Origin of the sequence: Streptomyces sp. NBC_00012 (assembly GCF_045040875.1) — a bacterium.
Taxonomy (GTDB): Bacteria; Actinomycetota; Actinomycetes; order Streptomycetales; family Streptomycetaceae; genus Streptomyces.
Genome location: NZ_CP108309.1, coordinates 2,677,440 through 2,696,920, shown reverse-complemented (window position 1 = coordinate 2,696,920; position 19,481 = coordinate 2,677,440). Strand labels below are relative to the sequence as shown.

Below are 19,481 nucleotides of genomic sequence, written 5' to 3'. Positions count from 1 at the left end.
TCAGGTCATGCGTTCTTTGCGGCTCATGCGTGTTTTGTGCTGCCGGAGAACCGCGAACCAGCAGGGAGCACGTCCGTTGGCTGCCATCGCCCGCTGGTGCATCAGGCACCGTCTCATCGCCGTCCTCATCTGGCTGCTCGCCCTCGGCGGCGCCGCCACCGCGGCCGGCTTCGCGGGCTCCGCGTACTCCAACGACTACGAGGTGCCCGGCACGGAGTCCGGCCGGGCCACCGAGCTCCTGCGGAGCGGCTTCACGGATCTGGGCGGTGACACCGACACCATCGTCTGGCACACCTCCGACTCCACCGTGCGGGCCGACGACGTCCGGCAGACGATGACCCGGACCCTGCACGCGGTCGAGGAGCTGCCCGGGGTCGGCGCGGTCACCGGCCCGTACGGGGCCTCCGGCGCCGCGCAGATCAGCGCCGACGGACACACCGCCTACGCCACGATCACCTTCGACCAGCAGGTCGAGGAGATCCCGGTGCAGCAGGCCAGGGCCGTCGTCGACACCGCGAAGGCGGCCGCCGCCGACCATCTCCAGGTGGAGCTGGGCGGCCCCGCCGTCGCCCTCACCGAAGCACCCTCCGTCCATCTCAGCGAGGCCATCGGGGTCGTCGTCGCGGCGGTCGTCCTCTTCCTCGCCTTCGGCTCGCTCGCCGCCAGCATGCTGCCCATCGCCACCGCGCTGGTCTCCGTCGGCACCGCCTACGCGGGCACCGTACTGCTCGGGCACCTGATGACGGTCGCCGACTTCGCGCCCATGCTGGGCATGCTGATCGGGCTCGGCGTCGGCATCGACTACGCGCTGTTCATCGTCACCAGACACCGCAGAGGACTGCGCAGGGGGCTGTCGGTCACCGAGGCCGCGCAGAACGCCGTCGCGACGACCGGCCGCGCCGTGGTCTTCGCCGGGGCGACCGTCTGCATCGCACTGCTCGGCATGCTGATCCTGCGGCTCGGCTTCCTCAACGGTGTGGCGATCGCCGCCTCGCTCACTGTCGTCCTGACCGTGGCCGCCTCCGTCACCCTGCTCCCCGCCCTGCTGTCCTTCATCGGGATGCGGGCCCTGAGCCGGCGCGAGCGCAGGCGGCTCGCCGAGCACGGCCCGCAGCCCGAACCGCCCACGGGCTTCGCCGCCCGCTGGTCCGCCTTCGTCGAACGCCACCCCAAGCTGCTCGGGGCGTGCGCCGCCGTCGTGATGCTGGTCCTCGCACTGCCCACGTTCTCCCTGCACCTGGGCAGCTCCGACCAGGGCAACAACCCCGCCTCGTCGACCACCAGGCAGGCGTACGACCTGCTGGCCGAGGGATTCGGCCCCGGCGTCAACGGACCGCTGACGATCGCCGCGCAACTGGACGGCGCGGACGACCGTCTCGCGATGGACGGCCTGCCCGCCACACTGCGGTCCACCGAGGGCGTGGCCTCGGTCGGCCCGGTCACGTACAACAACAGCGGTGACACGGCCTTCGTCACCGTCGTACCGAAGTCGTCGCCGCAGTCGGAGAAGACCAGCGCGCTCGTCGACCGGCTGCGTACCGACGTGCTGCCACGGGCGGGGGAGAACACTTCGCTCCAGGCCCATGTCGGGGGAGTGACGGCCAGCTACGACGACTTCGCCCGGATCATCATCGGCAAACTCCCGCTCTTCATCGGCGTGGTCATAGGGTTCGGCTGCCTGCTCCTGCTGCTGGCCTTCCGGTCGATCGGTATTCCGCTGAAGGCCGCCGCGATGAACGTGGCCGCCGTCGCCTCCTCGTTCGGGGTCGTCGTCGCGATCTTCCAGTGGGGCTGGGGGAGCGAACTGCTGGGGCTCGGCAGCTCGGGGCCCATCGAACCGTTCCTGCCGGTGATCATGGTGTCCGTGCTCTTCGGGCTGTCCATGGACTACCAGGTGTTCCTGGTGGGGCGGATGTACGAGGAGTGGCTGGAGACGGGGGACAACCGGCGGGCCGTCCGGGTGGGCCTCGCCGAGACCGGCCGGGTGATCAACTCCGCGGCCGTGATCATGATTTCGGTCTTCCTGGCGTTCGTCCTCAGCGGGGACCGGGTCATCGCCATGTTCGGGATCGCGCTCGCCGCCGCCGTCCTGCTGGACGCCTTCGTCCTGCGCACGCTGCTGGTCCCCGCGCTGATGCACATGCTGGGCGGGGCGAACTGGTGGCTGCCGCGCCGGCTGGACCGGCTGCTGCCTCGGATCAGCATCGAGCCTCCCGAGCATGGCCTCCCGCATGCGAAGATCCCGCAGGCGGCGCAATCGTCCGAGGTGGCGCAGCCCGCGCAAGCGGTGGAAGCGGTTCGAGAAGGAGCATGATGTTCGCGGTATCCCTGGGTGACGACGGAGCGGAACTGCGTCCGCTGGAGATCTGGCAGGCCCAGGAGTTCCTGGACCACATGGACCGGGCCCGCGAGCTCATCGATCCGTGGATCCCCTTCGCCTCCTTCGCCACCGACCTGGACTCGGCGCGGAAGCTGCTGCGGCGGTACGCGGAGAAGCAGGCGGCGGACACGGGGCGGATCTACGGCATCTGGCTGGAGGGCACGCTCGTCGGCGGCGTCCTGTTCCGGATCTTCGACGTGGAGTCCGGGAACTGCGAGATCGGCTGCTGGCTGGAGCCGGCGGGCCAGGGGCGCGGCCTGATCACCCGGGCGTCCCGAAAGCTGATCGACTGGGCGGTGTACGAGCGCGGCATGCACCGCGTGGAGTGGGACGCGTCCGCCGCGAACACCGCGAGCATCGCCGTGGCGAAGCGGCTCGGCATGACGCGCGACGGGGTGCTGCGCGAGAACTACCTGTACCGGGGCGAGCGGCACGACTCGGAGATCTGGTCGGTGCTGGCCCCGGAGTGGCGGGCGCGGCAGGACTGAGCGCCGGCCGTGCCCGCATTCATGCCCCGGGACCGAACCGGGCCGGTGCGTACTTGCTCTGGTGCTCGCGGTACGAGCGGGCGAGGTGGTGCTGGAGCCGGATGTGGCGGAACTGGTACACCGCGCCGGTCTGGCGCAGGACGCCCCGTCGGTAGGCGTCGTCCAGGAAGGCCACCGTGTCCCAGGGCAGCCTGCCGGTCAGGGGCAGCCAGACCCGCGACAGGACCAGCCAGCGTCCCCAGGCGGTGAACGAGAGCGCGTACGAGCACGTGCCGCCGATCCCGCCGATGGCACCGATGACGAGCCCGTCCGTCACGTTCCAGACCAGCGGTCCGAGGATTCCGTCGAGCAGGTCGGTGATCAGGTGCCCGCCGACCGCGATCGCCAGGGTGAGCATCGGTACCAGTACGAGAACCTGCCGGAGCACCGTCGCCCGGTTCGCGGCCAGCAGACCGGCCGGGGTGGCCGCGGAGGCGACGTCCAGCGGCGCTTCGAGCACGGCCATGATCCCGAAGACGAGTCCGGCGGCCGCGCCGAAGATCAGGCCGAGCACCAGCATGTTGATGAGGGTGCCCTTGATCACCAGCTCGTTCGCGAGCGGGATCCCGTAGTACAGCCGGCGCTGGAGGGCGAGGGCACTGGCGCATCCGACGCCCATCACGAATCCGCCCGGCAGAACGGCGCCGAACCGGGCGACGAACGTACGCACCGGTCTGCGGCCGACGCCGGTGCCCCCGCCGGGCAGCCGCAGCCGCACATGGGCGGGTTCGAAGGCCGTGGTGCCGAACCGGACCAGGATCGCGTGGACACACCCGTAGGCGAGACCGGCGGCCGCCCCCATCGAACAGCCCGACATGAGGGCCTCGCCGACCGGGAACGGCACGTTGATCAGGTTGACGATCCACACGGCGAGCGCGACACAGAGAGCCGAGGACACCACCACCGACAGCAGCCGTGTGGACAGCCGCAGCGAATCACCGATCCGCCACCACGCGAGGTCCTGCTGGTCGCCGTCGAGCCGGGCCAGATGGTGCGCGAGATGGCCGAGCCAGTGCTCGGCGCGCTCCGGATCGCGGTGCCGCTCCGGGCGACGGGTGGCGCTGCGCTCGGCGACGCGGCGCCGGTAGACCGTCGGTACGAAGCCCGCCAGCAGATGCTCTTCGAGGGAGTTCTCGTCGGGGAAGCGCTCGGCGTCCAGCAGCTCCTCCGGATTCCTGTCGGGCGCCTCGCTGTACATCGTCCGCGCCAGGATGATCATGAGCGGGGTGCTCAGGACCCTGGCCAGAGGGGTGGCCGCCCCGCTCTCCCGGGTGCGCAGCCGGTCCAGTAAGGGGGTCCAGACCGCCGCGCTCCCGCCGTCGCCGCGGGGGACCGGCCGGGCCGTCCGGGGCAGGTAGTCGGCGAGGTCGTCGAGAGTGAGATCGGTCAGTTCGAGACCGGCGGCCCAGACCAGCGGGGCACCGGCCTCCCGGACGGCCTCGGCGAACTCGCCGCGCCGGCTGGTCAGGACGAGCGGGAGCGAGGTGGCGTTGAGCACCTCCAGGGCCGTACTCCGCAGGCCTTCCGCGATCTCGTCGAACCCGTCCAGGACCGGCAGTACGAGATCCGCGTCGACCAGGGCGGCCGCCAGCGTCGACCCGTCGGGGGCCCGGCGGGTGAGATGCGGGTGGTCGCGCAACAGCCGGTCGATCAGCCAGTCCCGCAGCGCGACGGCCGTGGGGTCCCAGGAGCCGATGCTGAAGATCACCGGCACCCGGTCGTGCGGCTCCCGGGCCTCCAACTGGTCCAGGACGAACCTGATCGTCAGGATCGACTTGCCGGATCCGGCCCGGCCGAGGACCACGAGCCGCCCGGATCCGATCCGCCGGTAGACCTCGGCCACGCTGCCCAGATCGCCGCTCAGGTCCATTCGGTCCGGCGTGGCTCCCGGCGGCAGACGCTGAATGTTCTCCGAATGGTCGGTCAGCGATTCGGGGGCGTCCTGCCAGCGCACCGGAAGCGGAAAAGGGTCGTGCACCCGGCGGTGTTCCTCCTCGCGCTGCCAGCGACGCCTGATTTCCCGGGCCAATTCGGTGGCGGCGGCGACAAGTTTGTCGTGAACGGGTGAGGCGGCGGGAGTGGGGCGGACTTTTGGTCCGGGATTCTGCCGGGAGCTCTGCCCGGAATTATTACCGGAGTTCTGTGCAGGTACGGATGCGGGTACGGCGACGGGCGCGGATTCCGGTGCGGGTGCGGGTACGGGCGCGGATTCGGGTTCGGCCACGGGTGCAGGCGCGGGTTCGCCGGCCGGTTCGGCCTTCGACTTCGCGAGCGTGGCGGCGAGCCGCTGACGGTCCGCGGGGCCGGCCTCCAGCGCGTCCGCCAGCAGGTTCACCGTACCCAGCCGGTGATCGCTGGATCTGCCGTTCTCCAGTCTGCGGATCGTGCGCACGCTCACTCCGGACCGTGCCTCCAGCTGCTCCTGCGTGAGCCCCGACCGATTACGCAGCCGACGCAGCAAAGTGCCGAGCTGATCCGCCACTTCGACATCCCTCCACCACCGAGCGCGGTCGCGACGACCCTACCGGTGGCGACCGGTCATATATGGCCGGTCGCCTGTCCTGTTCGCGGAATGGCGAGAACAGCACGATCAGTGGTGCCCGGCCGGTGCGCCGACACGGGGCGGCGCACCCCGCCGGGCATCCGGGAAGCAGATGGCGTCCATGGGGCCTGACCGGCACCGGCATCGGACCTGATCGCCTCTCATGAATTTCTCCCGCCAAGACTCATGAGGAGTTGACATGGCCTACCGATTCTGGTGCGGCGAATGCGGATTCAAGACCGCTTGGCTCGCCGAGTCCGAGGGCGCGGAACGCCAACTGGAGCACTACGCCAAGCAGCACCCGGGAATTCTCGCCGGTGGCCATGTGGAGACCAATCGGAAAAATCCACAGGGCGGACTCGGCTGCCTCCAAGTGGCGGGAATTCTCGTCCTTCTGCTGATCATCGCGGCCGCCTGTCAGCGCTGAGGCGCGGCCGAATACCGCCAGACAGCCGGAATGACCGACCGACCGAAAGGGACAGGAATCAGAATGAGCATGCGCGAGATCTCCGGAGCAGGCATCGAGGCCGGCACGGCGAACCAGTCCACCGGTGGCACGGCCCGACGCTCCTCGCGGGTGCGCGGGCACCGGCGATGGCTGCTCCCGGTGGCCACCGCGGCCTGCCTGCTGATGACCGGTGTCGGCACGGCGACCGCCGCCGCCCCGGCCACCGGTTCCTCGGCCGCCGAGTCCTCCGCCGCCGCGGCCCAGACCCCGGCCGACATCCTGCAGGCCGGTGCCCAGCAGGGGATCGCCGACGGATACCCGGGCGTGATCGGCATGGTCCGGCAGGGCGATACCGCCCAGTACGTGCACGCGGGTGTCGGCGACCTCACGAACAAGGTGCCCGCCGACCCGAAGGCGAAGTTCCGGATCGGCAGCAACACCAAGGCGTTCATCTCCACCGTGTTGCTCCAGCTGGAGGGTGAGAAGCGGCTCTCGCTGGACGACACCGTCGCCAAGTGGCTGCCGGGGGCGGTCGCCGCAAACGGCTACGACGGCTCGAAGATCACGATCCGTCAGCTGCTCAACCACACCTCGGGCCTGCCCGACTACTTCAAAGCCATACAGATCAACGGGCCGTACTTCCTCAACACCAACCCGAGGGAGGTCTTCCCGCCGCAGAACCTGGTCAACGTCGCCCTCGGCATGCGCGCGCCGACGACCGAGCCGGGCGAGAAGTTCGACTACTCCAACACCAACTACGTGCTCGCGGGCATGGTGATCAGGGCCGTAACCGGCTCGGAACCGGCCGCGGAGGTCCAGCGGCGCATCATCGAACCGCTGGGTCTGCGTGATACCAGCTTCCCCACCGCCGACCCCGCGCTCTACGGCAACTACCTCCACGGCTACGCGATCCGGACGATCTTCATCAACGACGCGACGGCCTCCAACGTGCAGGTCTTCGGGAGCGCCGGGGCCATGGTGTCGACCATGGACGACCTGGCCGCGTTCTCCCGGGCGCTGATGACCGGAAAGCTCCTTGAGCCCGCGCAGATGGCCGAGCTCAAGACCACCGTTCCCGTGACCGCCGATGTCGGCTACGGGCTGGGCATCGAGCGTATAAAGCTGTCCTGCGGGAAGTGGGCCTGGGGACACAACGGCGCGGTGCTCGGCTACTTCAGCGAGTGGCTGAGCAGCGAGGACGGCACCGAGCAGGTGCTGCACACGAACAACGAGTACCACCTGCTTGCCGGTACGCCGGGACAGGCCCATACGGGCAAGGCCATGACGGACGCGTTCTGCGCTCTCTGAGGACCGCGACCGGAAGGGCCTTCCCGGCGGCCGGGCCGACACCCGGCCCGGCCGCCGGGCCGGGACCTTCCCCCACAGCGAGAGCCACGCGCTCTCGGAGAGGACACCCGATGAGAACACCGCCGACCACCTGGCGGGCCCGGGCGCGGACGGCCGTCGCCGCTGCCGCGCTGGCCATGACCGCGACCCTCACCACCCCGCTCGCCCACGCCGACGGCGCCGCCCCTCCGGTGCTGTCCGACGGCTTCGGCCTGACCCAGGTCGCCGGGGGCACCGAGGTGCACTCGGACACCGACTTCACCATCACCGTGACCACCCCGCAGGTGGCCGGGAAGCACAAGATCCGCATCTTCCTGCCCAGCGGCTACCGCACCGAGCCCGGCAAGCGCTGGCCGGTGGCGTACTTCCTGCACGGCGGCCCCGGAAACCCGGACGATGCCGCGGCCGCCCCGGCGCTGCGCTCGGACTCCATGATCACCGTCGCGCCGGACGGCGGCCGCAAGGGCTGGTACGCCGACTGGCTCATGCAGAACACCGCCGAGGGCGCCGCGAACTGGGAGACCTTCCACCTGAAGCAGGTCGTCCCCTTCATCGACGCCAACCTGCGCACCATCGCCGACAAACGCCACCGCGCCGTCGTCGGGCTGTCCATGGGCGGGTTCGGCGCCCTGCACTACGGCGAGGCCCGGCCCGATCTCTTCGGCCATGTCGCCTCCCTGTCCGGCGGCATCGACTTCGGCATGGCGGAGGTCCGCGCGGCGGTCCTGGCCACGGAACTCAACATCACGGGCGCCTGGTGCGCGGTGAGCACCTCCACCCCGTCCGGGACCGGCCAGTGCACGGGTTACGGGCCCACGGTCGACAGCGACGCGATCTTCGGTTCCCCGTACCCGGTCCTGAACGCGGACCGGATCTGGAAGGCGGTCGACCCGGCCGCCCCGGCCAACCTGGCGAAGCTCGCCGGTGCCGAGGTCACGCTCTACACCGGCGACAACGACGTGATCGACCACTTCACCGCGATCGCCTCCAGGAACGTCAAGACCCGCATGGACACGCTCGGTCTGCCCAGTCGCCTGGTCGACTACGGCGACGGGGCGGCGCTGGCTCCCAGCTGCGACGGCGGCCACAACTACGGCTGCTGGGCGCCCGCGCTCGCCGACTACGTCCCCCGCCTCCAGGACTCCTTCGACGCGACGGGCTGACCCGGACGAAGGAGGCCGGGCAACGGCCCCGGCCCTGACTCCGGCCCTGACTCAGGCCCCGGCCCTGGCTCCGCCCTGGTTCCGCCTTGGCTCCGGCGGGCGAACGCTCGCCGGGGCCGGGGCCGTTGTACGGGCCGGCGCACGGGGCGGACGTTAAGGGGGTTCTCATACAGGCCGCCTAGCGTGCGCGACATGAACCCCGGAACCCCCACGAGCCCCACCGCTCCCGCAGATCCCGAAGCAGCCGAGGCATCCGACGCCGAGAAGACCGTGACCAAGAAGGCCCCGGCCGAGGGCGCCTCGTACGACATGGACAAGACCGAGGCCGAAGCACTCACGGCGGCCGAAGCCGAAGACGAGGCAGAGGACGACGACCTGGACCTGGACGGCCTCGACGACGACTCCGGCAAGGAGCCCTCCGGCCTCGGCGCGGCCGCCGCCGCCGTGGTCGCGGCCGGTCTCGGTGTCGTCGCGCTCACCGGGTCCTGGACCGGCAAGGTCGCTGCCGAGCGCGAGACCCTGATCGGCCAGATCAAGACCTCGGGCGGCGGCACCGCGGCCCAGCAGATCTCCGAGATCTACGGGGACGCCTGGCACTCCACCGCCCTGGTCAACGGGCTCTTCGCCCTGCTCGCCCTGCTGGTCGGAGTGTTCGCCCTGGTCCGCCCGGCCTTCGGCGCACCCTCCACGCACCCGCAGCCCGGCTGGGTCCGCGCCGTCGCGACCGCCGGCATCGCACTCGGTGTCCTCGGCCTGCTGATCTCCGTCGGCATGTACTTCGACCTCATCGTGCCGCTGCCCACCGCCACCGGCGCCGCCGGCTGAGCACGAAGGCGCGACGCCGCCTACGCGGCCCTCCTGACCGTGGAGCCGCGCACCGGAACCTCCACCCGTGTCCCGCTGGAAGGCACCGTGCGGGGAGCGCCCCGCATGATCGACGGCACGGTCTATTTCGTCCGGCCGGACGGCACGGTCACCGCGATCGACATCACCTCGGGCGACCGGATCTGGCAGAAGAACACACGGATCGAGAACCTCTCGGCACCCACGCGGTCCAAGACCTACGACACCCTCGTCTTCGCCAACGCGAGGCCGCCGGTTCCCGACCCCGCCCACACCGCGTGAGGGCGGGGTGACGGCGTCCGGTGCCCGGCGACCGAGGACCGCCGCACCGGCGCCCGGCGGCCCCGGTCGCGGTTCCGCGCGGCCTGACCCGTATGCGATGCCCGGCGCCTCAGGCCTGGGCGGGGCCGCAGCCCTCGCCCACCGTCTCCGCCCGTACCGGCCCGGAGCGACACCTGACGGGGCTCACCCGGGACTACGCGTCCGGACCGTCCGCCTCCGGACCAGCCGCCTCCGTGCCCGCGTCCGGTCCCGCTCCCGCTTCCGCGTCCGTACCCGCGTCCGCACCGGGCGCTCTGACCACGACCTTCCCGGAGGCCAGGTCTATCGGCCCGCGTCCAGGGTCGCCGACGCCGAGATCCACCCGGGTCAGCTCCAGCCGCTTCTGTTCGTCGGAGGTGTGCTTGCGGCCGGGCGCGAAGAGTTCCTCGAAGAAGTTGAACACCGGCCGCACGCCCTTTCGTCCGCTGTAGCCGCTTATCGCACCGCCAGCACCAGGATCCTGTCGTCTCCCGGCTCGGGGGTGCCACGGGTGTCCGTATTGCTCGTGACGAGCAAGAGCTTGTCGCCGCCCGCAGCGAGCACGGTGCGCAGACGGCCGTACTTTCCTCGCAGGAACGACTGCGGGGCCGCCAGAGGTTCCTTCTTGTCGTTGCCGGACAGCGGGATCCGCCAGAGCCGCTCACCGCGCAGGCCCGCCATCCAGATCGAACCCTTGACGAAGGCGATCCCGCTCGGGGACGCCTCGGACGTCTTCCACTGTGCCACGGGATCGATGAAACCCGGCTTTCCCGTCTTGCCCTCGGCCTCCGGCCAGCCGTAGTTCCCACCCGGCTCGATCCGGTTCAGCTCGTCCCAGGTGTCCTTGCCGAACTCGGAGGCCCACAGCTGCCCCTGCCCGTCCCAGGCCAGCCCCTGCACATTGCGGTGCCCGTACGAATACACCACGGAGTCGGCCTCCGGGTTGCCGTGCAGCGGCTGCCCGTCCGGGGTCATCCGAAGGATCTTGCCGGCCAGCGACTTCTTGTCCTGCGCGAGGCCGTCGTCGCCCGTCTCCCCGGTGCCCGCGTACAGCATGTGGTCCGGGCCGAAGGCGATCCGCCCGCCGTTGTGGATCGACCCCTTGGGGATGCCGCGCAGGATCGTGTCCGGCGCGCCCAGCAGCCGGCCGGGCGTCGTGCCGTTCTCGTCGTACTGCATGCGGGCGATCCGGTTGTCGGACTCGGTCGTGAAATACGCGTACACCATGTGGTCCGCGCCGTACGTGGGGGAGACCGCGATCCCCAGCAGCCCGCCCTCACCGGCGGGCGACACCCCGGGCACCGAGCCCAGCAGGGTCTTCTCGCCGGTCTTCGCGTCGATCCGGGTGATCGTGCCCTTGTCGCGGGAGGAGACCAGCAGATCGCCGCCGGGCAGCTCCGCCAGCCCCCAGGGCGACTCCAGGCCCTCGGTGAGCGTCGACACCACCTCGACCGAGCCCTTCGCGGGAGGCAGGGACGGCGAGGCGGGCGGCTTCGAGGCCGACGGCTTCGGGGCGGAGGAGGAACGGGCGGCCGACGGCGTCCCCCCGACGCCCGCCGCGCTGCCGGAGCCGCCGCCCGAGGAACACCCCGCGCTCAGCACCAGCGAGCCGGCCGCCAGCGCGGCCACCGTCCCGCGGCGCAGGCCCCGCGCCCGCGGCCCGGCGGGGCCTCGTACAGATCCGAACAGAACACCGCGCACAGCACCGATCCCTTCGACGGCCACCTGACTACTGTTCTTACACCGCGACCCCGCCCGGAGTTCCCGATGCCCGCCAATTCCGCCGACCGGAGACGCGCGCGGGTGGAGCCGACGCGCGCTGGCGGATCTCAGTCCCAGGACCCCTGCGCACCGGGCAGCGCGGCGATCTCCGCCAGGTCCCGCGCGGTCAGGTTCAGCCCGGCGGCCCCCGCGTTCTCCACCGCCCACCGCTCCCGCTTGGTCCCCGGCACCGGCACCACGTGCGGCCCCTGCCGAAGCACCCAGGCCAGCGCCACCTGCGCGATGGTCGCCCCGTGCCGTTCGGCGATCCGCCGCAGCCCGACGACCACCGGCTGGTTCGCCGCCATCATCTCCGCCGTGAACCGGGGATGCCGGGCCCGCAGATCGTCCGGCTCGAAACCCTGCCCCGGCGTCAGCGTGCCGGTCAGATAGCCGTTGCCCAGCGGCATCGCCGCCAGCAGCCCCACACCCCGCGCCGAACACCACGGAAGCAACGACTCCAGCGCCTGTGGCGACCAGACGGAGAGCTCCGCCTGCACCGCGCTCACCGGGAAGACCTGCTGCACCCGGTCCAGCTGACGGATCGTTTCGTCGTACATCCGGGACCCCGGCCGGCGCGAGGCCCGGGCCCCGACGGCGCAGAGCCCGAGCGCCCGCACCTTCCCGGCGGTCACCAGCTCCGCCATCGCACCCCAGGTCTCCTCGACCGGCACCTCGGGGTCGGCCCGGTGCAGCTGGTACAGATCGATCACATCGGTCTGGAGCCGGCGCAGCGAGGCGTCGCAGGCCCGCCGCACATAGCCGGGACGGCCGTTGGCCACGATGTGCTGGTCGCCCACCAGCAGCCCGCACTTGGTGGAGACGAACGCGTCCGACCTGCGCCCCTTCAACGCCCGCCCCACCAGCAGCTCATTGGTGAACGGGCCGTACATGTCGGCCGTGTCGAGCAGTTGGACACCCGCGTCGAGCGCGGCGTGCACCGTACGCAACGCACGGTCACCGCGTTGCTGCGAGGCGCTGTACGCCCAGCTCATCGGCATGCAGCCGAGACCGACCGCCCCCACGGCGAGCGCCGCCGCACCGAGACTCCTGCGCTCCAACTCCCCGACCCTCCCCAGGCCCGCCGCCGAACCGGGCCCATGCCCCGCCGTCACGGGACCGCACCGCACCCCAAAGTAACCTCTGCCGCCCACCGCCCCTCGCACGGCCTCGACGATCAAGGGCTGTCCCGCAATACCTGCAATCCCTGGCGGGGGTGCGACGACGGCCACGGCACCTCGCCGCGTTGCCGGAACGCCCGGATACATCCGGTATTCGGGCCTCCCTCCGCCTTGCGACGCACCGCGTCCGATGCCGCACACCGGTCCACCGGGGGCCACGGGACAGCCCTTAGCCTCCTGACCATGACTTCCACGAATGCTTCCGATGTGACGAATACTTCCGACGTGACGAAGACGCCCGACGTATGGCTGCCGTTCCCGGCCGACGAGATCGACGGGCTCCCCGAGGGGCTCAACTACCGGCTCTGGGACGGCGAACCGGACTACCCCGCGGACCCCGCCGACTGCGCCTTCTACGTCGTGCCGTACATGAAGGGCGCCGAGGTCGCGGTCCGTCCGCTGGCCGGCATGGCGGACGTCCAGGTCGTGCAGACGCTCTCCGCGGGCATCGACCACGTCGAGCCCGCACTCGGCCCGCTGCCGGCCGGGGCGTTGGTCTGCAATGCCAAGGGGGTCCACGAGGCGTCCACCGCGGAGCTCGCCCTCACCCTGATCCTCGCCTCCCTGCGCGGTGTTCCCGGGTTCGTCCACGGCCAGGACAAGGAGGAGTGGCGGTCCGGCTTCTACCCCGCGCTCGCCGACAAGTCCGTGCTGATCGTGGGGTACGGATCGATCGGCGCCGCCATCGAGGACCGGCTCGCCCCCTTCGAGTGCGCGCGGGTGGTGCGCGTCGCGCGCTCCGCACGGGCAACCGCGCGCGGCCCCGTGCACGCGCTCGACGACCTGCCCGCACTGCTGCCCGACGCCGATGTCGCCGTGCTGTCCACCCCGCTGAGCCCTTCCACGCGGCGGCTGGTCGGCGCGGGGTTCCTCGCCGCGATGAGGGACGGGGCGCTGCTCGTGAACGTCGCCCGGGGCGGCGTCGTCGACACCGAGTCGCTGCTGCTCGAACTGGAGTCCGGCCGGCTGCGTGCCGCTCTCGACGTGACCGACCCGGAACCACTGCCTGCCGGCCACCCCCTTTGGCATGCTCCGAACGTCCTGATCACTCCTCATGTGGGCGGCAGCACGTCGGCCTTCCTGCCGCGCGCCAAGCGCCTGCTGGCCGGGCAGCTGAGCAGGTTCGCCGCGGGCGAGCCGGTGGAGAACGTGGTACGCACCATCGGCTGATCACGCTGCGGAGGCTCTCCGTCGCACACTGTTCCGATCAACTCCCTGATCGTCACGGAGAGTAGAGGAGCTATGTCCCTGCGTGACGAGTCTGGTGTATCGTCCCGAAAGGGGCGCTGCGCCGTGGAAGGGACGGCGCCGGGGAGGACGCGACACGCGAGGGGGCGACGGGCGATGTACGGCCGATGGGTGCACGATCCGACACCGCCGGACAGCCGACGGGGGCCGGCGGGACGCCGGGTGCGCGCGCACCCGACGACACCGGGGGCGCCCCGGTGAGCGCGCCGGCCGACGCCCTCGGGGCGCTCCTGACCCGGAGGTCGGCCATGGGCGGCGCATCCGCGCTGGTCTGGCAGATCCTCCTCGGTGTCGTCTGGGCCGGATACGCCGCGGGAGCGGCCCTCGGCTGGGGCTCGCGGCAACTGGCGTTCATCATGGGGGATTTCGGACTCAGCGCGGCGGCGCTGATCGCCGCCATCTCCTGCTTCCGCTACGCCAGGGCCGGCTCCAGCCGGTTCCGGCCCGCCTGGCTGCTGTTCGCGCTCTCCTCGTTCATGGCCTCCGCGGGGAACGCGGTCTGGGGTTGGTACGAGGTGGTGCTCGGGCTCCCGGTGCCCACCCCCTCCCTGGCCGACGTCTTCTTCCTCTGCTTCGCGCCGCCCGCCATCGTCGGCCTGCTGGTCCTCGCCAAGCGCCCCGTCACCAGGGCCGGCTGGCTCTGTCTCGCGCTGGACTCCTGGCTGATCGGCGGATCGCTGCTCACGCTCGCCTGGAGCCTGGCGCTCGCCCACACCGCGCATCTGGCCGAGGGTGCGAGCGTGGCCCGGGCGGCGCTGGCGCTGGCCTATCCGCTGCTCGACATCGTGCTGGTCTCCATGGTGCTGGCGCTGCACTTCCGGCGCTCCAACGTCAACCGCTCCGCGGTGAACACCGCCGTCGCCGCGCTCGCCCTGACGGTCCTGTCCGACGCCCTGTTCACCTCACCACTGCTGCGCCAGACCTACCATTCCGGCCAGATGCTGGACGCGGGCTGGTTCGCCGGCTCCCTGCTCCTCGCGTACGCCCCCTGGGGCGCCGGCAAGGCCGCGGACAATGCCTTCCCGCCCGGGAGCACACAGCCCACCAGCCGTCCCGTCGCGGGATCGCTGGCCGCGCTGACGCCCTATCTCGCCGCCGCCGTCTGCACCCTCGGCATCCTCTACAGCGCCGTCGAGGGCCGCCGGGTGGACCGCGTGGTGGTCCTCACCGGCTGCACGGTGGCCCTCGCCCTGGTCGTGCGGCAGGGCATCATGCTCGTCGACAACATCGCCCTCACCCAGGAACTGGCGCAGAAGGAGAACCACTTCCGCTCCCTGGTCCAGGGCTCCAGCGACGTCATCATGATCGCCGCCCCCAACGGTGTGCTGCGCTACGTCAGCCCCGCCGCCGCCGGGGTCTACGGGCGCGAGGCCGACGAGCTGGTCGGCGCCGAGCTGTCCTCGATCATCCACCCCGACGATCTGGGGCGGGTGGTCCACGAGGTGCGCCGGTTCCTCGCCGCCCCGCCGGGCGAGGAACCCACCACCCGGATCGAGTGCCGCTTCAGGTCCGGTACGGGGGACTGGCTCAACGTCGAATCCACGGTCAACCGCCATCAGGGCGGGCTGATCCTCAACAGCCGCGACGTGACCGAACGGGTCAGGCTCCAGGCCCAGTTGCAGCACAACGCCGAGCACGACCCGCTCACCGACCTGCCCAACCGGGCCCTGTTCACCAAGCGGGTCCGCCAGGCCCTCGGCGGCCGCCGCTCCGGCGACTCCGGCACCGCCGTCCTCTTCATCGACCTCGACGGCTTCAAGGCGGTCAACGACCGCCTCGGCCACCAGGCGGGCGACGAACTCCTCATCCAGGCCGCCCGCCGCCTCCACGAGTCCGTCCGGGCCGGCGACACCGCCGCCCGCCTCGGCGGCGACGAATTCGCGACGATCATCCTCGGAGACGGCACCCGCGACCAGCCCGCCCGGGAGTGCCAGGTCCACGAGATCGCCGACCGGCTGCGCCTCACTCTCTCCCAGCCGTACCGGATCGGCGCGGGCGAGGTCCGGGTGGCCGCGTCCATCGGGGTCGCCTTCGCCGAGCCCGGCATCTCCCCCAGCGACCTCATGCGCAACGCCGACCTCGCCATGTACCGGGCCAAGGCGGGCGGCAAGGACCGCGTCGAGCTGTACGCCCCGCAGATGCAGGCCGACGTGGTGCGCCGCTCCGAGCTGGCGGCCCGGCTGCGCACCGCCCTGCGCGACGGCGAGTTCGCCCTGCTCCACCAGCCCGTCGTGCACCTCGCCAGCGGCAGGGTCGCCGCCGTCGCCGCCCAGGCCCGCTGGCGCTCCGCCCAGGGCATCCTGTTCACCCCGGCCGAGTTCCTCCGCGTCACCGAGGACGGCGACCGCACCGCCGAGCTCGGCCGCTGGCTCCTCGAAGAGGCCGTCGAGCAGGCCGCCGACCGGGCCAGGGCCGGACACCCGGTCTCCGTCGCCGTGCGGCTCTCCGCCCGCCGACTCCTCGACAAGAGCACGCCGTTCGGCTCCGTCGAGGCGCTGCTCACCCGGCACGGCCTGCCCTCCGGCGCCCTGATGATCGAAGTCGCCGACAGCGACCCCCGGATCTCCTTCGACGAACTGGAGCAGCGTCTCGTGGCCCTGCGCCGCATAGGTGTCCGCATCGCGCTCGACGGCTTCGGCAGCGGCTACGCCGCGATCAACGCCCTGCGCCGCCTCCCCATCGACGTGCTGAAACTGGACCGCGGTCTCGTCGAAGGGGTGGTCGAGTCCGCCCGGCTGCACAAGATCACCAGCGGCCTGCTGCGCATCGCCTGCGACCTCGGCATGCAGTCCGTGGCCGACGGGGTCGACGTACCGGAGCAGGTCCTCGCGCTGCGTGCCATGGGCTGTACGCACGGCCAGGGAATGGCCTTCTCCGGACCGCTCGACGAGTACCGGCTGCGCCGCGCCCTGGCCCGCGGCGAGTTCCCGGTGCCCGGCGCCGGCATGGTCCAGCCGGTCCTGACCGGCGGCTCGATCCCGCTCCTCAGTGGCTCACATGCTGAGACGCCAATCCCACCCACTTGACACGTCGAGTGCGTCGGAGAGAGGGTCATTGCCATGCGCACCCGAATTCTCGTACTTGGAAAGCGCGTCGGCTGAAGCAGAGTCCCACGATGGCACTCTGCAGACCGCACCGACGCGCTCCCCTCGCTTGCCTCACGGCACGAGGGGTTTTTTGTTGCACCGGCACCACGCAAACTGTTGCAAAACACCCGCAGAAACCCTCAGCTTCGAGAAGAGAATGCCGATGACCGAGCAGGCCACCGGGGCCCACCATCCCCAGCCGCGGGCCCGTAACGGCGGATCGTCCCCCGCCACCGTTGAGCACGTCACGGGCGCGCAGTCCCTCATCCGCTCCCTCGAGGAGGTGGGGGCCGACACGGTATTCGGCATTCCCGGCGGCGCCATCCTGCCGGCGTACGACCCGATGATGGACTCGACCCGGGTCCGCCACGTCCTGGTCCGCCACGAGCAGGGCGCCGGGCACGCGGCCACCGGCTACGCACAGGCCACCGGCAAGGTCGGCGTCTGCATGGCCACCTCGGGCCCCGGTGCCACCAACCTGGTCACCCCGATCGCGGACGCGTACCTGGACTCGGTGCCGATCGTCGCGATCACCGGTCAGGTGGCCTCCGCCGCCATCGGCACCGACGCCTTCCAGGAAGCCGACATCTGCGGCATCACCATGCCGGTCACCAAGCACAACTTCCTGGTCACCAAGGCCGAGGACATCCCGCACACGATCGCCGAGGCCTTCCACATCGCCTCCACCGGCCGCCCGGGACCCGTCCTCGTCGACATCGCCAAGGACGCCCTGCAGGCGCAGACCACGTTCAGCTGGCCGCCGACCCAGGACCTGCCCGGCTACCGGCCGGTGACCAAGCCGCACGCCAAGCAGATCCGCGAAGCCGCCAAGCTGATCACCCAGGCCAAGCGGCCGGTGCTGTACGTCGGCGGCGGTGTCATCAAGGCGGGGGCCACCGCCGAACTGAAGGTCCTCGCAGAGCTCACCGGAGCGCCCGTCACCACCACACTGATGGCGCTCGGCGCATTCCCCGACAGCCACCCGCTGCACGTCGGAATGCCGGGCATGCACGGTGCGGTCACCGCCGTCACCGCGCTGCAGAAGGCCGACCTGATCGTCGCCCTCGGAGCCCGTTTCGACGACCGCGTCACCGGCAGGCTGGACAGCTTCGCCCCGTACGCCAAGGTCGTCCACGCCGACATCGATCCTGCGGAGATCGGCAAGAACCGGGTCGCCGACGTGCCGATCGTCGGGGACGCCCGCGAGGTCCTGGCCGACCTGGTCCAGGCCGTCCAGGCCGAGCACACCGACGGCCACGTCGGCGACTACGAGGCGTGGTGGAAGGACCTCAACCGCTGGCGCGACACCTACCCGCTCGGTTACGACCTGCCCGAGGACGGCAGCCTCTCGCCGCAGCAGGTCATCCAGCGCATCGGCGAGCTCGCCCCCGAGGGCACGATCTTCGCGGCGGGCGTCGGCCAGCACCAGATGTGGGCCTCGCACTTCATCAAGTACGAGCAGCCCGCCACCTGGCTGAACTCCGGCGGCGCCGGAACGATGGGGTACGCGGTCCCGGCCGCGATGGGTGCCAAGGCCGGCATGCCGGACCGCACCGTCTGGGCGGTCGATGGCGACGGCTGCTTCCAGATGACCAATCAGGAACTCACCACCTGCGCGCTCAACAACATCCCGATCAAGGTCGCGATCATCAACAACGGCGCGCTCGGGATGGTCCGCCAGTGGCAGACCCTGTTCTACAACCAGCGGTACTCCAACACCGTGCTGCACTCCGGCGCGGACACCGAGGGCGTCCCGGCCAAGGGCACCCGCGTCCCGGACTTCGTCAAGCTGTCCGAGGCCATGGGATGCCACGCGATCCGCTGCGAGGACCCGGCCGACCTGGACAAGGTCATCGAAGAGGCCAACGCGATCAACGACCGCCCCGTCGTGGTGGACTTCATCGTCCACGAGGACGCCATGGTGTGGCCGATGGTCGCCGCCGGCACCTCCAACGACGAGGTCATGGCCGCCCGCGGGGTCCGTCCCGACTTCGGCGACAACGAAGACGACTGAGAGACAGAGAGAGACCGACTCCATGTCCACCAAGCACACGCTCTCCGTCCTGGTCGAGAACAAGCCCGGTGTCCTCGCCCGGATCACCGCGCTGTTCTCCCGCCGCGGCTTCAACATCGACTCGCTCGCGGTCGGCACCACCGAACACCCCGACATCTCCCGCATCACCATCGTCGTGGGTGTCGAGGACCTGCCCCTGGAGCAGGTGACCAAGCAGCTCAACAAGCTGGTCAACGTCCTGAAGATCGTCGAACTCGAGCCGTCCGCTGCGATCCAGCGCGAGCTCGTCCTGGTGAAGGTCCGCGCCGACAACGAGACCCGCTCCCAGATCGTCGAGATCGTCCAGCTGTTCCGCGCCAAGACCGTGGACGTCTCCCCGGAGGCCGTCACGATCGAGGCGACCGGCGGCGCCGACAAGCTGGAGGCCATGCTCAAGATGCTGGAGCAGTACGGCATCAAGGAGCTGGTCCAGTCCGGCACCATCGCCATAGGGCGCGGCGCGCGCTCGATCACCGACCGTTCGCTGCGCGCCCTCGACCGTACGGCGTAGTCACCGCCACCTCGCCGCTCGTATGGCGAGACCCGAAAACGTATCTGACGCACCCCGCCGTACGGTGGGACGCAACACCTGCACACCAAGG

General features: G+C 71.0%; 15 protein-coding genes. 11 read left to right on the top strand and 4 right to left on the bottom strand.

From position 1 onward, the window contains the following. Window positions 1-76: 76 nt before the first annotated feature. Both OHA19_RS12315 and OHA19_RS12310 read left to right on the top strand, forming a co-directional pair. On the top strand, window positions 77-2,314 hold the full coding sequence (locus tag OHA19_RS12315; RefSeq protein WP_405716757.1) for an MMPL family transporter: 2,238 nt from the start codon (window positions 77-79) through the stop codon (window positions 2,312-2,314). After that, window positions 2,314-2,868 carry a GNAT family N-acetyltransferase gene (locus tag OHA19_RS12310; RefSeq protein WP_405716758.1) on the top strand — a complete coding sequence of 185 codons (555 nt, stop codon included), beginning with the start codon at window positions 2,314-2,316 and terminating at the stop codon, window positions 2,866-2,868. Before OHA19_RS12315 ends, OHA19_RS12310 begins: the two co-directional genes overlap by 1 nt. 19 nt (window positions 2,869-2,887) lie before the next feature. On the opposite strand, the gene OHA19_RS12305 is transcribed toward OHA19_RS12310, so the two are convergent. Continuing rightward, the gene (locus OHA19_RS12305) at window positions 2,888-5,389 is read right to left on the bottom strand and encodes a helix-turn-helix domain-containing protein (RefSeq protein WP_405750213.1); all 2,502 of its coding nucleotides are present in this window, start codon (window positions 5,387-5,389) and stop codon (window positions 2,888-2,890) included. 259 nt (window positions 5,390-5,648) lie between these two features. Here OHA19_RS12305 and OHA19_RS12300 point away from each other — a divergent pair, with 259 nt between their 5' ends. The 5 genes from OHA19_RS12300 to OHA19_RS12280 all read left to right on the top strand — a co-directional run bounded on the left by OHA19_RS12300 (window position 5,649) and on the right by OHA19_RS12280 (window position 9,532). Next, window positions 5,649-5,876, top strand: coding sequence for a hypothetical protein (locus OHA19_RS12300; RefSeq protein WP_405716760.1), 228 nt, complete (start codon window positions 5,649-5,651; stop codon window positions 5,874-5,876). 63 nt (window positions 5,877-5,939) lie between these two features. Further along, window positions 5,940-7,205, top strand: a complete 1,266-nt coding sequence (locus OHA19_RS12295; RefSeq protein ID WP_405750211.1) for a serine hydrolase domain-containing protein — start codon at window positions 5,940-5,942, stop codon at window positions 7,203-7,205. 110 nt (window positions 7,206-7,315) lie between these two features. After that, on the top strand, window positions 7,316-8,407 hold the full coding sequence (locus OHA19_RS12290; protein WP_405716762.1) for an alpha/beta hydrolase: 1,092 nt from the start codon (window positions 7,316-7,318) through the stop codon (window positions 8,405-8,407). A 192-nt stretch (window positions 8,408-8,599) separates the two neighbouring features. Then, entirely contained in the window at window positions 8,600-9,232 is a 633-nt protein-coding gene (locus tag OHA19_RS12285) for a hypothetical protein (RefSeq protein ID WP_405716763.1), read from the top strand. Between the two features lie 39 nt (window positions 9,233-9,271). Beyond that, window positions 9,272-9,532 (top strand): PQQ-binding-like beta-propeller repeat protein, encoded by a 261-nt coding sequence (locus OHA19_RS12280; protein ID WP_405716764.1) that lies wholly within the window; start codon window positions 9,272-9,274, stop codon window positions 9,530-9,532. Window positions 9,533-9,725: 193 nt separating this feature from the next. Here the strand turns inward: OHA19_RS12280 and OHA19_RS12275 are convergent, their stop codons facing one another. The 3 genes from OHA19_RS12275 to OHA19_RS12265 form a co-directional block, all read right to left on the bottom strand. Continuing rightward, on the bottom strand, window positions 9,726-9,974 hold the full coding sequence (locus OHA19_RS12275) for a DUF6191 domain-containing protein (RefSeq protein WP_405716765.1): 249 nt from the start codon (window positions 9,972-9,974) through the stop codon (window positions 9,726-9,728). A 32-nt stretch (window positions 9,975-10,006) separates the two neighbouring features. Continuing rightward, window positions 10,007-11,179: a PQQ-dependent sugar dehydrogenase gene (locus OHA19_RS12270; RefSeq protein ID WP_405721891.1), complete on the bottom strand. Its 1,173-nt coding sequence runs from the start codon at window positions 11,177-11,179 to the stop codon at window positions 10,007-10,009. A 200-nt stretch (window positions 11,180-11,379) separates the two neighbouring features. Beyond that, window positions 11,380-12,372 (bottom strand): aldo/keto reductase, encoded by a 993-nt coding sequence (locus OHA19_RS12265; protein ID WP_405750208.1) that lies wholly within the window; start codon window positions 12,370-12,372, stop codon window positions 11,380-11,382. A 303-nt stretch (window positions 12,373-12,675) separates the two neighbouring features. On the opposite strand from OHA19_RS12265, the gene OHA19_RS12260 reads away from it, so the two are divergent. From OHA19_RS12260 to ilvN, 4 genes are all read left to right on the top strand, one after another. Beyond that, the gene (locus OHA19_RS12260) at window positions 12,676-13,662 is read left to right on the top strand and encodes a 2-hydroxyacid dehydrogenase (RefSeq protein WP_405750206.1); all 987 of its coding nucleotides are present in this window, start codon (window positions 12,676-12,678) and stop codon (window positions 13,660-13,662) included. A 326-nt stretch (window positions 13,663-13,988) separates the two neighbouring features. Further along, window positions 13,989-16,766 (top strand): putative bifunctional diguanylate cyclase/phosphodiesterase, encoded by a 2,778-nt coding sequence (locus OHA19_RS12255; protein WP_405753242.1) that lies wholly within the window; start codon window positions 13,989-13,991, stop codon window positions 16,764-16,766. 217 nt (window positions 16,767-16,983) lie between these two features. Further along, complete coding sequence (locus OHA19_RS12250) at window positions 16,984-18,840, top strand: acetolactate synthase large subunit (RefSeq protein ID WP_405716768.1); 1,857 nt, start codon at window positions 16,984-16,986, stop codon at window positions 18,838-18,840. A 22-nt stretch (window positions 18,841-18,862) separates the two neighbouring features. Beyond that, on the top strand, window positions 18,863-19,390 hold the full coding sequence (gene ilvN, locus OHA19_RS12245; RefSeq protein ID WP_342286606.1) for an acetolactate synthase small subunit: 528 nt from the start codon (window positions 18,863-18,865) through the stop codon (window positions 19,388-19,390). The last annotated feature ends 91 nt before the right edge of the window (window positions 19,391-19,481 follow it).